Origin of the sequence: Priestia sp. LL-8, from assembly GCF_036227845.1 — a bacterium.
Lineage (GTDB): Bacteria > Bacillota > Bacilli > Bacillales > Bacillaceae_H > Priestia > Priestia zanthoxyli.
Window position 1 is genome coordinate 4484584 of record NZ_JAZAQH010000001.1, and the last position, 14869, is coordinate 4499452.

The window sequence follows — 14869 nt, forward strand, 5'->3', positions numbered from 1 at the left end:
ATAGTTTTATATAGTTTACTTGGTTAGTAACTAGCTAGAATTAAATGATTGATGAAAGTTTGGCTGCTGCTTTTTGCGTACCGCGCGGAACAGCTACTGTTCCCGTGCGCGTTACTTCTTTTAATCCATAAGGCTGAAGTAGATCAATCATCGCTTCAATCTTGCTGGATTCACCTGTTACTTGAATAATTAAGCTGTCGCGGCTTACATCAATGATGGTTGCACGGAAAGGTTCAATTACTGCATAAAGTTCGTTACGGCTCGCTGGCGTAGAGGCTACTTTCATTAAAGCAAGCTCTCTTGATACCACCGCTTGATCTGTAATATCTTGAACCTTCAACACGTCAATCTGCTTATTTAACTGCTTAATCACTTGTTCAGCAGCGTTATCATGCTCTACGTTCACAACAAACGTCATTCGTGATACATCTTCAGATTCAGTGTGACCTACCGAAATACTCTCAATATTGAAATTTCTTTTTGTAAATAACCCCGTCACGCGATTTAATACGCCCGCACGGTTTAATACAGTTGCTGTAATAATTCGCTTCATGGTTTCACCCCTACCATTTCATGTAATCCTTTTCCAGGTGCAACCATTGGATATACGTTTTCTTTAGGTGCGACAAAGAAGTTTAGTAAAACAGGTCCATCTGTTTCCATTGCTTCTTTTAAAGCCGCGTGCGCTTCTTCTTCAGTAGAAGCTTGTAAACCTTTGATATCATAAGCTTCTGCAAGCTTCATTAAATTAGGCTGATTCGGAATTAAAGAGTGTGAGTAGCGTTCTTCATAGAAGATTTCCTGCCACTGACGAACCATACCAAGCGACTGATTGTTAAGCACAACCACTTTTACAGGTAAATTTAATTCTCTAATAACTCCTAATTCTTGAAGCGTCATTTGAAATCCACCGTCACCAACGACTGCTACAACTGTTTTATCTTTGTTTGCCAGCTGAGCGCCGATTGCAGAAGGTAATCCAAAGCCCATAGTGCCGAGACCACCTGAAGTTACCCATCGATCTGGATTGTTAAATGTGTAGTATTGAGCTACCCACATTTGATGTTGCCCAACGTCCGTTGTAACAACGGCATCTCCATTTGTATACTTGTGAAGCAACTCAACTACTTTTTGTGGTTTTAACACGTCCCCTGAGTTCTGATACCATAATGGATATTCTTGCTTCCACGCCGCTAATTTCTCATGCCATTTCGTATAATCTCCAACTTCTCCTTCTTGCAGAAGCAATTGCTTCAATACTTCTTTTGCATCTCCAACAATTGGAATCTTGGTTGGAACATTCTTTCCAATTTCCGCTGGGTCGATGTCAATGTGAGCAATTTTTGCATTTGGTGCAAAATGCTTCAAGTTACCTGTTACTCGGTCATCAAAGCGTGCACCGATACTAATGAGAAGATCACTCTCATAAATTGCCATGTTTGCTGTGTAGGTTCCGTGCATGCCAGCCATTCCTAAATGAAGCGGATGATCTGCAGGAAAACAGCCCAACCCTAAAAGCGTATTAATAACCGGAATATTTTGACGTTCAGCATAATTTTTTAATTCTTCTGAACCTTTACTCAATAACACTCCCGCACCTGCTAGAATAACAGGTTGTTTTGCAGCTGCTACTGCGTCTGTTAATTTTTTTACCTGCAGCTGATTTGGAAAATAAGTTGGCTGATAGCCAGGTAAATCAATTTCTCCTTCGTAATTAAATGTTCCATCACCCTGTGCCATATCTTTTGGAATGTCGATTAAGACTGGACCAGGTCTTCCTGTTGTCGCAATATGGAATGCCTCTTTGATGATTCTCGGCATATCGCTGATATTGCGTACTTGATAGCTATGTTTTGTAATTGGCATTGTGATCCCTAATACATCTGCTTCTTGGAACGCGTCAGAACCAATTACACTTGAAGCTACTTGACCAGTAAAAACAACTAAAGGAAGTGAGTCAATCATCGCATCTGCCAAACCTGTTACGATATTTGTTGCACCAGGACCACTTGTTGCGATAACTACACCGGGTTTGCCTGAAATTCTTGCGTACCCTTCTGCTGCGTGAATTCCACCTTGTTCGTGACGAGCAAGTACGTGAAACATTCCTGAACCGTATAGCTTATCGTAAATCGGTAAAACGGCTCCCCCTGGGTAACCGAAGATGACGTCAACATTTTCTCTTCTTAGAGATTCAATCAACATGTCAGCTCCATTCATTTGTGCCCCAGTGCTTACAGGTTCTTTCGTTTGCATATTGGCTCCCACTTTTCTCATCCTTTCGTTTTCTAGATAAAAGAAAAAAGACTTCTCACCCCTAAATAGACCCTATCAAATGATATAGGTCAAGGGGCGAAAAGTCTTTTGTACTTTACGCGGTACCACCCTCGTTTGTAATCGTAATGATTACCTTATGAATGTATAATGTACATTCTTTTTGATAACGAGTGCTTTGGAAGTACACTCGGTCGCCCTTACTGAATTTCAGGGTGACACTCTGAGGTGAGTTCATTTTGAGTTGGTAACGTCGGCTTCCAGCAACCCGACTCTCTGTTGATACCTAAACATCAAAACTACTTATCCTCTTCAACGTTTTAAAACGCTATATGCTTTTTGAACAATGCTTTACACATCATATTTTAAATTAATTACAATTAATTAAAATTTTTAGAAAACTTATATTTGAGGACTATCTTACGCCCATTTCTATGCATAGTCAACCACTTTTCGAGATTTTTTTAGACAATTTAGACTAAACAGAATATTTGAATGCGTTTTCATTATTGATGTAATAAGGGTTTATAGCAGTTCAAAAAGTTTTTCTGAAACGTTCATTTGTACACACTGAATGAACAAACATTCACTTTTAAGATAAATAAAAAAACCGGTTTTTACTTAAAAGTAAAAACCGGTTTTTTTGGACGTCCCAGGAGAGATTCGAACTCCCGACCGACGGCTTAGAAGGCCGTTGCTCTATCCTGCTGAGCTACTGGGACATAATGTTAAAGTGTATCAAAGACAATACTTATTATATTCAAATATAATTTAAAAGTCAACGTTTTTTTGAAATTTTATGAGAAGAGAGGTAAAAAACCTTCTCTTCTCCCTATATTTGGCTATATTATGCTGAAAGTGTACAGGTTAACTGCATGCTAGGAATATGTTTACCGCTTATATCGTAAAACTGCACGGTAGCTTCTGTACCATCCACTACTAGTATAGCATACGTACGTTCTTTTCTCATACGAGGAAGTAACATACTTCCTGGATTGATAAATAAAACTCCGTCCATGAGCTCAGCTCCCGCTATGTGAGAATGCCCAAAACAAACAACGTTTGCCCCGACTTCTCTCGCTTTGTAATGCAGATTCATCATAGACATTTTAACATTATATAAGTGACCGTGTGTAACCAGACACGTAGCTTCTCCAAGCGACTCTACTCGATCATTAACGTAAGATGCATCGTAGTCACAATTTCCTCGAACGCCTAAAAACGCAGACATTTCTTTGCTGTCTTGCGGCAACTCAGAATCCCCACAATGGATCATCTTATCTACATCAGCATGTCTCTCTCTGATAGTGAGCAGTTCTTCTTGTAACCCGTGGCTATCGCTTACAATTAATAGTTTCACACGTCATCACTCCTTCTAAAATTGCGCATCAATTAGCGGTGCTAGTTTTTGTAACGCATTTGCTCGGTGACTAATCTGATTTTTTTGCTCTTTGGTCAATTCTGCCATGGAGCAGTTCCATTTTTCTACAAAGAAAATAGGATCGTACCCAAAGCCGTTTTCGCCTCTTTTTTCTTCCAAGATGCGCCCTTCACACGTGCCCTCTACAATCTCTGTTCTCTTTCCGGGCACTGCAATAGCAAGGGCACAATGAAAGCGTGCCGTGCGCTTCTCAAACGGCACGTCATTTAATTTTTGAAGTACCTTCTCTATATTAGCATTATCATCTTTATTTTCACCAGCATAACGCGCGGAATAAACGCCCGGCTCCCCGTTTAAGGCATCAATAGCAAGCCCAGAATCATCGGCAATAACCGGCTTATTTAATGCTGATGAAATGGTCTCGGCCTTTAGCGTGGCGTTCTCTGCAAATGTAACGCCCGTTTCTTCCACGTCTTCAATCTCAGGAAAATCAAGAAGCGATTTTACTTTAAATCCCTTTGGTGAGAAAAGTGTTTCAAAATCTTTTACTTTGCCTGCATTTTTAGTTGCAATAATGATTTCACGCACGTTAATCCCTTACCTTTCTTTAACCGGAATGTAAGCAGCCAGGTGATCAAGAACTTCCTTTTGCTGTTCAATCAATTGATAAACACCCTGTTCCCCTAAATCTAGAAGATGGTTTAACTGTTCTCTCGAAAACGTCGATTCCTCTCCCGTTCCCTGTAATTCTACAAACTGTCCGCTTCCTGTCATCACAATATTCATGTCAACTTCCGCTGTCGAATCTTCTTCATAATTTAAATCTAAAATTGAATTTTCACCATGGATACCTACTGAAGTCGCAGCTAAGTAATCACGAATAGGAATTTCTGTTAGCTTATTCTCTTCAACCAGCTTTCCAAATGCTAAAACCATAGCCACAAAAGCACCTGTAATCGATGCTGTTCTTGTTCCGCCATCTGCTTGAATAACATCACAATCAATCCAAATTGTCTTTTCTCCGACCTTTTCCAGATCGACTACAGAACGAAGAGCTCGTCCGATTAGACGCTGAATTTCCATTGTTCGTCCTGTGACTTTACCTTTTGATGATTCACGTATATTTCTTTGTGCCGTAGCTCGAGGCAGCATAGAATATTCAGCTGTAATCCATCCTTTTCCTTGTCCACGCATAAAAGGAGGCACTCTGTCGTCTATGCTTGCTGTACAAATAACCTTTGTGTCTCCCACTGAGATTAATACAGATCCTTCTGGATGCTTTAAGTATGAAGTATGAAGAGATACAGGTCTCAATTCATTAAATTCCCTACCGTTCAAACGCATTAAGCATGTCCTCCTATTAATTCATTTATATGTAATAGTCTCTTCCATTTTAACTATAAAACAGCGGAAAGAGGTCGCTATTTCAGCAGACCTCTTTCTACTTAGTCCTTTACTAGTATAACAAAAATTCGTTTTTAAAAACTACCTGTGTTCACATTTTTAGGTCTTGAAACTGGTTCCGTTAATTTTTTCCCTTTTTCATCTTTTAGCGTTTTTTTGCCATTCACCTTAATGGCAACGCTGTCTACGGCTTTTTGTTCCGTCAGCGATAACACCAAGGAGTCGAGAACATGCTGAGAAATTTCCGTTCCTTTTAAATTCCCAAAGATGTTTTTATTAAAGTTCAGCGTTAACTCACCATCCGCATACTTTGGAGCTGCTACGAGCTTTGCATCAGGATTAAAATCTGTCACTAAACCTGATGCAGGCGCAGGTCCTTCTACAAGTTCGTTCACAATTGCAGTGTACATATCTTTGTCATCAGAAGCAATTCGTTTTGTGACAGGAACATAGTAAGTTTGTTTGCCCTCTTGAGCTAAGTAGTAAATTGTAACTGGCTTCGTTTGAGTTACGTCAACTACTCCAGTATTATCAAAGTTAATGCCGTCTGCTCTGCTTAACCCTTTACTGATTGGCGTATGATTTACAGGCATCTCATCTTTATCATAGCCGTTAATGCGAATTTTAACTTTATTTACGCCTTCAAACTGCGTCAGCGTCCAAGTGACGGCCTGCAGGATACGGAGTTCATCTTCTTTTTTATACTCAGCAAATTCAGGTGAAAAATCTGCTACCATCGTGCCGTCACTTTCCAGCTTTGTCCCTAAAACTCTTGTATCAGCAGGAAGAACCGCTCGGAAATTATTTGGCAATAAGTTTGTGACTGGTCCACCCTCTACTAAATATTCAAGAGACTGTTTAGCGACACCTTTTGATTTAGGAATTTCAAGCGTCTGGGGAACAACGTACCCGTTTTTATCAATTAAGTAGAGTTCTCTTTTTGTAGGAGCAGATGTTTCTGCCGCTTTACTTTGTTTTTTATTAGCTTCCGTTACTTTCGCTTCAGTCGCTAATGATTTTTCGTCTTTCACATAGGTGACATCCTTTGGCGGATCAATTTCCTTTGCTGCGTTATCCCCTCCGAAAAGTCCACAGCCGGATAACAACACAGATGTGGTCACCACGGCGGATATGAGAACAAATTTGGTCTTTTTGGACATTCCTTTCCCTCCTCAGACTGTTTGTACTACTATGTATACGAGCTTATTTGCATTTTAGACCAGCTCAAAAAAGTTTTTGACTACAAAAAAACCGAGCGTGATATGCTCGGTTTTTAAAGCTTGATATGTTCAACATTATATACAGGGTGCTCAAACCATTTAGATGCAATGGATTGAAACAGTTCTGTTGATCCTGTTGTATAGAAGTAGTGTTCGGGTTCCATGTTTCTAGGAGCTAGTAAATTGCTATAAGAAAGAATGGCACTTACCTCTATTGCCGTTTCTTCACCAGAACTGATTAGCTGAACTCGAGGCCCAATTGCTTCTTGAATAACTGGCTTTAATAACGGATAATGCGTACACCCTAAAATAAGGGTATCCATATCTGTATGATAAAAAGGTTTTAATGTTTCTTTTACAATTCGCTGCGCTTCCGGTCCTTCATAATTACCGCTCTCTACAAGAGGTACAAACAAAGGGCATGCTAAATTTTCCACTTCCACTCTCGTATGAAGAGCGCGGAGTGCATGTGTATAGGCTTGACTTTTCACGGTTCCGTTTGTGCCGATTACGCCTATTTTATGATTTTTAGTGACTTTAAGCGCAGCGCGTGATCCTGGTTCAATGACGCCTATAACCGGAATGTTGAGCTGTTCTTGAATTTCATCCAGTACAACTGCTGTAGCCGTATTGCACGCAATAACAAGCATTTTAATATCTTTAGCTATTAAATAATTAGTCATCTCCCATGTGAAAGCTCGTACTTCTTCACTAGGACGAGGACCGTATGGGCAGCGGGCTGTATCTCCAATATACATAATTTGTTCTTTCGGAAGCTGTCTCATAATTTCCTTTGCTACCGTTAATCCGCCCACCCCTGAATCTATAACACCAATTGGTCTACTCAAAACAATCGCCTCATTTTTCTTTCATTTCATCATGTAATTTTCGTAACGTTACTCGTAAAACTTCCGTTTCACTAGGAGAGAAGTTTGACAGTACGCCGTTTAAATATGTTTGTCTCTTTTCAATTACTTCTTCGATAACGCGCGCTCCTTCAGGAAGCAAATGGATACGTACTACGCGGCGGTCCTTGGGGTCTTTCACTCGAACTACCAGCTTATTCTTTTCCATACGATCTACTAAATCTGTCGTTGTGCTACAAGCGAGAAAAATACGATTTGATAAATCACCAATTGTCATATCTCCACGTTCAAACAGCCACTGCAAAGCAATAAACTGAGGTGGCGTAATCGTATAGTCTTCTAAAATTTCTCTTCCTTTTTGTTTCACAATCGCCGCAATATGTCGAAGTGACTTTTCTAATTCTGCCACTGTATCCTCATTATTTTTTACTGTCATACCATAATCCTTTCCACCTATAAGTCTTATTTTCTATCATTTTTATTAGTTAAGTCCGCCTCTGCTGTTTCTCTTTTCTATTTTATATTGTGCTCTTTTTTCAGTGATTTTTCAAGGTTAACATGAGGATTATCTAACGTTCATTATAAGTCTACACAATCTTATCCAACGCAAAAAACAGCTGTTCCATAAAAGGAACAGCTGTTTCTATTAATTATTGATATACAGCTCGAAAACTGAACTGAAATCTTTTGTTGTGTAAGCTGTTTTTTTATCTAATAACCAAGAAAACGTGGCTTCGTTAATTTCTTTAAATTCATCAGCGACACTTCCGCTTGTACTTCTTGTGCTGCTTAGCGTAGAAGAAGCTAGCTGAATGCTTTGTTTAGCAAAATCGAGCGCAATTTCATTTTCACGCGTTATTTCAGACATTTTAAACAGCGCTTTATATAAATCTTTTACCTCTTCTATGTGCTTTTTATGTACATCGATAGAAAAAGTCTCCCCGCCAATTTTAAATTTAATTTCTACATCTAAATCGACAGTTCCAGCCGTTTCTAGCATCACGTTTGAAATATGATGTGTGCTGTAGTTATAGCGGCGAAGCATTCGCTTTTTACTTGTAGCACTCGTTCCATCAAGGTGAATGAGCGCTTTATTGGTAAAGCAGTATTCATCTGACTTTGATTTGATTAGAAAATAAATCTTTTCTTGCTCTTCATGCATCACGTAATCATCTGCATCTACCTTGTCATAATCAACGGGCTTAATAACAGAACCAATATCACTTAGCCCCAACACATCAGCAGCTACTTTTCCAAACATTCTCCCATCTCCCTTTTAAAAATGATTGTGTTATTTTTATGTTTTAAGTGTACTGTGCAAATGATGGGATGTAAACAAAAAAGGAGCTTCTTTAAAAGAAGCTCCCCATTTATTAAAAGAACAAATTTAAAATCATATAGATAAGTGCAGCTAATGAAGCTGAAATTGGCAATGTGATAACCCATGTAATTACCATGCGCTGTGCAGTTCCCCATTTTACACCTTTCACTCGGTGAGCAGAACCTACACCTAAAATAGAAGATGAAATAACATGAGTAGTACTAACAGGTAAATGAATAAACGTTGCTCCAAAGATAATTGCAGCACCCGTTAAGTCTGCAGCTACACCATTAACAGGACGAATTTTCATAATTTTACCACCAACGGTTTTAATGATTTTCCATCCACCAATTGACGTTCCAAGCCCCATTGCAACCGCACAAGCCAGCTGTACCCACCACTGAATCTCAGTACCACTTTGCATATTGTTCGCAATAAGCGCTAGCGTAATGATACCCATTGCTTTTTGCGCATCATTGGTACCGTGTGTGTACGATTGTAGAGCTGCAGTTAAGATTTGAACGCGGCGAAAACGCTTATTCGTTTTCGTTAAGTTATGGTTTTTAAACGTTAGTTTGATAATCGTATAGACAATATAACCTACTACAAAAGCTAACACCGGTGAAATTAGAAGTGCTTCAATGATTTTAATGAAGCCTTTGTAATTTAAAGCACCAAATCCAGCTGCTGCAATAGCTGCTCCTGCAATCGATCCAATAATTGCATGAGAAGAACTACTCGGAATACCGAAATACCACGTGATTAGGTTCCACGCAATAGCAGAAATTAACGCAGCTAAAATAACGACAGAACCATTTTGAAGCGTATAAGGGTCAACGATATCCTTCGTAATCGTTTTGGCTACGCCCGTAAAGGTCATAGCACCAACAAAGTTCATAGTTGCGGCTAAAAGAATTGCATGTCGCGGTTTTAAAGCTTTGGTTGAAACAGAAGTTGCAATAGCATTAGCTGTATCGTGAAATCCGTTGATAAAGTCAAATGCAAGTGCACCAACTACGATTAGAATGGTTAATATTAGCATTGAATCCATTATAATATAGCCCCGTTACGCATTCTTCATAATAACTGATTCTAAGTTGTTCGCAACCGTTTGACAATAGTCCGCAATTTCTTCTAGCGTTTCATAAATTTCTTTATATTGAATAACTTTAATTGGATCTTTACATGTTGCAAATAATTGTTTTAATGCACGACGATATAATGTATCACAATGTGACTCATACTCTTTAATTTTAATTGCATGCTCACTAATTTGAAGAAGCTTTTTCTCAGACAACAAATTAATCGTAATTAAAATCTCTTCAGCACAGCCTTGAATATTTTTAACAAATTCAGCTACATATTCATCAAATTTTGTAATTGAATGAATTTCCATTAAAGCAGCAAAGCTGTCGATGCCATCAAGTACATCATCCATGCTCATCGCTAGCTGTAAAATATCTTCACGCTCAATTGGAGTAATAAATGCTTTATTTAACTCAGTAATCACTGTATGCACGTATTTATCACCTTTTGATTCATAGGCTTTTAAAACGTTGGCAAATTCTTTTAGGTCAGATACATTTTGAAGTTCAAAGCTGCCTAAAAACTCCGCTGAGTCCTTAATATTTTGGGCAATGTCCATTAACATTTCAGAAAACTTGTCTTTTTTTCTTTTGATCACGTTGCAATCCTCCATCCAATTTATCGAAACTTTACCACTCGTTTTTTCTCTCTGTCTTTTTATATGTGTTCTAGTTTCTTTTTTCATTTAAAGTAATGGATAAAACATAGCTGTTCATTACTATAACGAGAGAAACCACCTCTCTTGTGTATCAAAAAATTCTAAAAAAACAAACGTGTACCAGAGCAAAAGTCCCAAAAAGTGGTTCTTTTCCTTGTAGGTTATGCGATTCATTTTTTTACGCCAAGTCAAAAATTACTCCTATTATTGTTAATTGTCAATAACTTTTCAAACACATTTTTTTAAGCCTCTTTACAATACTTTAACAATAATACGTTGATTCCTTTTAAAATAAGGGTTTTCAGAGTTTGTATAAAACTGGGATTTACAAAAACTTAACATTACTCCTCTTGTGTAAATAATAAAAGCCAGCTCTTTTAGAGTTGGCTTTTATTATTTACTTATTGTATTGCTGAAATACATTTTTTACTTTCGGCACCACGTAATGACTTCCACCTTTATCTTCTACTCCTTCAACCATCATTGAAACGAGTAAGTTTTTCTGTTTGGTGTCCACAGCTACAAACCAGCCGTTTTCCTGACCTTTTTCACCTTGAGCTTTCTTTAATTCTGCCGTTCCAGTTTTCCCAGCTAAGGTTAGCCCATCTACCTTTGCAGCATGACCCGTACCGTTTTTATCTTCAATGACACCCACTAAATCATTTTGAATTAATTGCGCCGTTTCTTTAGATATCACTTGTTTTTTCCATATTCCACTCTTATCACCGTTCATAAGAATAGGCTTTACTATGTTTCCATCGTTTACAATTGATGTATACATCAATGCCAAGTGGAGAGGATTCACTTGCAGTTTCCCCTGGCCATACCCAGAGTTTGCTAATACTCCCTCATCTTTAATATCTTGATCACCTGCAATTTTAGACGTTTCAAAAGGATAATTAACAGGCAATTTTTGATTAAATCCAAATTGTTTTAACCCACTGTTAAATTTGTCTAAACCTAGCTTCAAAGCAGTCTGCGCAAAATAAATATTATCAGATGTAACATAAGCATCACGTAAATTAACATTCGGTTTGCTTCCCACTCGTGTTACGTAGAAATTTCCCCAGCTTTTATCTTTTTGCCATTTCTTCCCGCTGATTGATATACTTTCGTTTGGATTTAGCACGCCTTCATCAACTGCTAAAGCTCCCGTGACTAACTTAAATGTAGATCCCGGAGAATACGTTTTGGTAAAGCGATTCATTAACGGCTTATCGGGATTCGTTGAAAGGGATTGATACGTATTAGCATCGATTCCAAAAGAAAAAGAATTCGGATCAAAAGCTGGCGTGCTTACAAGACCTAATATTTCTCCCGTTTTAGGTTGAAGAGCAGTAGCTACTCCTTTTTCATCTTTTAACTGTTCATAAAGGGATTTTTGAACATTCGTGTCTACCGTAACTTGAATGCTTTCCCCGTCTTTTGGATTCACTTTTGCAATTTCATTCTTTTTATTACCATCTTTATCTACAGTATAAATTGTGACGCCGTCTCGAGCACGAAGCTTATCTTCATATAAAGACTCTAAGCCAATCATTCCAGCTTTAGACTGAGCATTATAGCCTTCATCTTTATGCTCTTTTAAATATTCCGCTGTGACAGGCGCAACGTATCCAACTAAATGGGCACACGCTTCTTCACAAGGATATACGCGCGCATTTACCTTCTTTTGTTGAATGCCTTCTACTTTTTTCAAAGAGTTCTCTAAATTAGAGGCATCTTTTTGACTAACTGTTTTAATAGGAACAAATTGATTCTCTTTCACCCAAGAAGCGTTCAGTGCTTGATTAATACTTTTTTCTGAAAGAGCAAGAGTCTTGCTTAATTGTTGTATAGCTTGCTCGCCGCCTTTAGAAAACTGCTGGGGAACAACTCCAACTTGAATCGCTTCTCCGTTTTGAGCTAAATATTTCCCTGAACGATCCATAATTTCTCCACGCACAGCTGACTGAGTAGCTACTCTTACTTGCTCTCCTTGCTTAAGTCCTTTAAAAATCATATTAGGCTTCCAATTAATATACCAATTCTCTGCATCCCCTTGTTTTTCTTGAACTACAGCAGCATTTTCTTTAAATGAGATTTCACCGGCTACAGAGTTCATGTTTACTTCAAAAGGTAAAACAGCTTTATGGTCTTTTATTTCTAAGTCTTCTATTTTACTTGCCTTCACTTTAAGCTTGTCCGCTTCAATTGCATCATAGATATTTTTATATCGATTTACAAATTCTTTTTCTGAAATCGTCTTTTTAGCATCTTTAGACAAGTATCCATACATGCCTTTAAAATCTTCTTTATTCCACATGGCTACATATTTATCAAATCGATCCTGTGCTTTCTGTTGATCATTTGAGCAACCGGCAGTTATTAATAAGAGAATTGCCATAGTAAAAAATAGCCACCCAATTCGTCTCATGATGATTGTCCCCCTTTTTTCAATACCATTTCTCTATCATATAAAATTTTACATAAACTTTCCATTGGAAAGTTACAACTAGGAATTAATTGGTATTACAACCCATTTAATTTACATATCGACAAAAAAATCAATAGGTAAATAAGAAAAAATTGAACATTTTGTGAATATTTTGTGTCTTTTTTGGAAAGTATTTGATATAATAATTGTAAGAAGAAAAAGAATAGGAGGCGACTAAAATGAGAAGATTCTTACAGTTTTACTTTATGTTTAGTTCTCTGTTCTGTTTTGGAAGCGTTTTCGTCCTACTTATGTCTCAAGAATATTATTTTGCACCGTTATTCCTCACACTGGGCTGTTTAAATATTTTTCTCTTTAAAGTATATATTCAAGAAAGTCGAAAAGATAAACAAGCTGCACCTGAAAAACCAAAACCAACAATTTAACGGACTCGTCTCTCGGCTGAGATGAATGTAAAAGAAGAACCGGTGAAAAATTCACCGGTTCTTCTTTTATGACGTTGAAGCTTTTGGAAACCTATCGTTTGCAATAATCTCACCGATGCTTTCACTCTTTCCTTCACCCTCATCAATATTTAAAAGCGGGAACAATAACTCTCCTACGTGATAAGCTTCTTCTAAATGCGGATAGCCTGATAAAATAAAAGATTCAATTCCTAAAGCTTCATATTCTTTTATTCGTTTCGCTATATTTTCAGCACTTCCTACTAGTGCAGTTCCTGCCCCTCCTCGCACGAGCCCTACACCTGCCCATAAGTTAGGGCTAATCGTAAGTTCCTCTCTGGTTCCTCTATGAAGGCTCGCCATTCGCTGCTGCCCGACTGAGTCATACCTAGCGAAAGTACGCTGTGCTGCTTGAATCGTGTCGTCGTCCAAATGCTGAATTAATCGATCGGCTGCTTGCCAAGCCTCTTCTTCTGTTTCCCGTACAATAATATGCAAACGAATCCCAAACTTAACGGTTCTGCCTTCTGCTTCTGCTTGCTTTCTCACAGCCGTTATTTTTTCTCTTACTTGTTCAGGAGGCTCGCCCCACGTTAAATACACGTCAGAATGTTTTGCTGCAACTTTTTGTCCTGCGGGTGAAGATCCGCCAAAATAAATAGGTGGAGAAGGTTTTTGAACAGGTGGATACAACAGCTCACTGTTCTCTACATGAATATGTTTTCCTTCATAATTAACTGTATCCCCAGCCAATAACCCTTTCCACACATCTAAAAATTCATCCGCAGCTTCATAACGTTCATCATGTGATAAGAAAAGGCCATCTCCGGCTAATTCTGCTGGATCTCCTCCTGCCACTACATTAACTAGTAAACGACCGTTTGAAATTCGATCAAGAGTCGAGGTCATGCGCGCTGCCACGGAAGGCGCCATAATGCCGGGACGTACAGCTACTAAAAATTTCAAACGCTCTGTTTCAGGTATAAGTGAAGCAGCCAATAGCCACGGGTCTTCGCATGATTTCCCCGTTGGAATCAGAACTCCTTCAAACCCTAACCGGTCAGCTGCTTGAGCAACTTGCCGAAAATATGAATAGTCTGCTGAACGACCTCCTCGATTTGTTCCTAAATATCTTCCATCTCCATGGGAAGGAATAAACCATAACATTTTCATGATTCAACACTCCTTTTCGTTTGTTCTAGATGATATCCCAGCTCTTTTAATGAACGTTTAATTCTCGCTTCTGCTTCTTCCGCAATAAATTCAATTTCATTTTCTTTCGTATAGGCCACCTCAGAATCAACAATATAAACTCCATGAATAAGAGCAGTAGCTCCTAAAATGGATAAAGTCGGCTTAAATACGTAATCAAGAGCCAATAGGTGTGCAATGGTTCCCCCTGTAGCTATCGGCAGCACGGTTTTATTGTGCAAACCTTTTTCAGGTATTAAATCTAAAAATGTTTTTAAAATTCCTGTGTAGCTAGCTTTATAGATCGGGCTGACAATAATAACGCCATCAGCATCTGCTACTTTCTTTTGAGCTTCTTGAATCGCAGGGCTAGAAAAGTTAGCATATACTAAGTCTTCAGCGGGCAAGTCACGGACATGCACGGTTTTTACTTCATATTTTTCATCTTGTAGATATGCTGCAATATACTCGCTTAAAGCAGCTGACCTTGATTGCTTTGAAGGGCTTCCTGTAATAATTGTAACCTGGCTCATTATCATCTCTCCTTTTAACTTATAAAACTGATAGATTTACAAGGATTAATATCTA

15 protein-coding genes, 1 tRNA gene and 1 other annotated feature are annotated in these 14869 nt (G+C 38.4%); of the genes, 1 reads left to right on the top strand and 15 read right to left on the bottom strand.

The features are described from left to right. Positions 1 to 40: 40 nt before the first annotated feature. The 13 genes from ilvN to U9R83_RS23500 form a co-directional block, all read right to left on the bottom strand. Positions 41 to 553 (bottom strand): acetolactate synthase small subunit, encoded by a 513-nt coding sequence (gene ilvN / locus U9R83_RS23440; protein WP_013059375.1) that lies wholly within the window; start codon positions 551 to 553, stop codon positions 41 to 43. Further along, positions 550 to 2277 carry an acetolactate synthase large subunit gene (gene ilvB, locus U9R83_RS23445; protein ID WP_153254654.1) on the bottom strand — a complete coding sequence of 576 codons (1728 nt, stop codon included), beginning with the start codon at positions 2275 to 2277 and terminating at the stop codon, positions 550 to 552. The genes ilvN and ilvB overlap by 4 nt, the downstream gene beginning before the upstream one ends. 68 nt (positions 2278 to 2345) lie before the next feature. Beyond that, positions 2346 to 2599 (bottom strand) — a binding site (T-box leader). Positions 2600 to 2922: 323 nt separating this feature from the next. Further along, positions 2923 to 2996: transfer RNA gene (locus U9R83_RS23450), tRNA-Arg, on the bottom strand. 125 nt (positions 2997 to 3121) lie between these two features. Continuing rightward, the gene (locus U9R83_RS23455; RefSeq protein WP_014458096.1) at positions 3122 to 3634 is read right to left on the bottom strand and encodes a metallophosphoesterase; all 513 of its coding nucleotides are present in this window, start codon (positions 3632 to 3634) and stop codon (positions 3122 to 3124) included. 15 nt (positions 3635 to 3649) lie between these two features. Further along, positions 3650 to 4243: an XTP/dITP diphosphatase gene (locus tag U9R83_RS23460; protein ID WP_014458095.1), complete on the bottom strand. Its 594-nt coding sequence runs from the start codon at positions 4241 to 4243 to the stop codon at positions 3650 to 3652. A gap of 9 nt (positions 4244 to 4252) precedes the next feature. Next, entirely contained in the window at positions 4253 to 4999 is a 747-nt protein-coding gene (rph, locus tag U9R83_RS23465; RefSeq protein ID WP_328575436.1) for a ribonuclease PH, read from the bottom strand. Between the two features lie 134 nt (positions 5000 to 5133). Continuing rightward, positions 5134 to 6219 carry a GerMN domain-containing protein gene (locus U9R83_RS23470; protein WP_014458093.1) on the bottom strand — a complete coding sequence of 362 codons (1086 nt, stop codon included), beginning with the start codon at positions 6217 to 6219 and terminating at the stop codon, positions 5134 to 5136. Between the two features lie 113 nt (positions 6220 to 6332). Beyond that, positions 6333 to 7127 (bottom strand): glutamate racemase, encoded by a 795-nt coding sequence (racE, locus tag U9R83_RS23475; protein ID WP_042991862.1) that lies wholly within the window; start codon positions 7125 to 7127, stop codon positions 6333 to 6335. A 10-nt stretch (positions 7128 to 7137) separates the two neighbouring features. Beyond that, positions 7138 to 7581, bottom strand: coding sequence for a MarR family winged helix-turn-helix transcriptional regulator (locus U9R83_RS23480; RefSeq protein WP_014458091.1), 444 nt, complete (start codon positions 7579 to 7581; stop codon positions 7138 to 7140). Between the two features lie 210 nt (positions 7582 to 7791). After that, positions 7792 to 8406: a PH domain-containing protein gene (locus U9R83_RS23485; RefSeq protein ID WP_014458090.1), complete on the bottom strand. Its 615-nt coding sequence runs from the start codon at positions 8404 to 8406 to the stop codon at positions 7792 to 7794. 112 nt (positions 8407 to 8518) lie between these two features. Next, a complete protein-coding gene (locus U9R83_RS23490; protein ID WP_014458089.1) occupies positions 8519 to 9517 on the bottom strand; it encodes an inorganic phosphate transporter in 999 nt (332 codons plus the stop codon). 15 nt (positions 9518 to 9532) lie between these two features. Beyond that, positions 9533 to 10165, bottom strand: coding sequence for a DUF47 domain-containing protein (locus tag U9R83_RS23495; RefSeq protein ID WP_223260325.1), 633 nt, complete (start codon positions 10163 to 10165; stop codon positions 9533 to 9535). A gap of 442 nt (positions 10166 to 10607) precedes the next feature. Then, on the bottom strand, positions 10608 to 12626 hold the full coding sequence (locus tag U9R83_RS23500; RefSeq protein ID WP_014458087.1) for a penicillin-binding transpeptidase domain-containing protein: 2019 nt from the start codon (positions 12624 to 12626) through the stop codon (positions 10608 to 10610). Between the two features lie 239 nt (positions 12627 to 12865). Here U9R83_RS23500 and U9R83_RS23505 point away from each other — a divergent pair, with 239 nt between their 5' ends. After that, a complete protein-coding gene (locus tag U9R83_RS23505; RefSeq protein WP_013059387.1) occupies positions 12866 to 13072 on the top strand; it encodes a hypothetical protein in 207 nt (68 codons plus the stop codon). 66 nt (positions 13073 to 13138) lie between these two features. Here the strand turns inward: U9R83_RS23505 and ssuD are convergent, their stop codons facing one another. Beyond that, positions 13139 to 14263 (bottom strand): FMNH2-dependent alkanesulfonate monooxygenase, encoded by a 1125-nt coding sequence (gene ssuD, locus U9R83_RS23510; protein WP_014458086.1) that lies wholly within the window; start codon positions 14261 to 14263, stop codon positions 13139 to 13141. Continuing rightward, entirely contained in the window at positions 14260 to 14814 is a 555-nt protein-coding gene (gene ssuE / locus U9R83_RS23515) for an NADPH-dependent FMN reductase (protein ID WP_014458085.1), read from the bottom strand. Before ssuE ends, ssuD begins: the two co-directional genes overlap by 4 nt. Between the last annotated feature and the right edge of the window lie 55 nt (positions 14815 to 14869).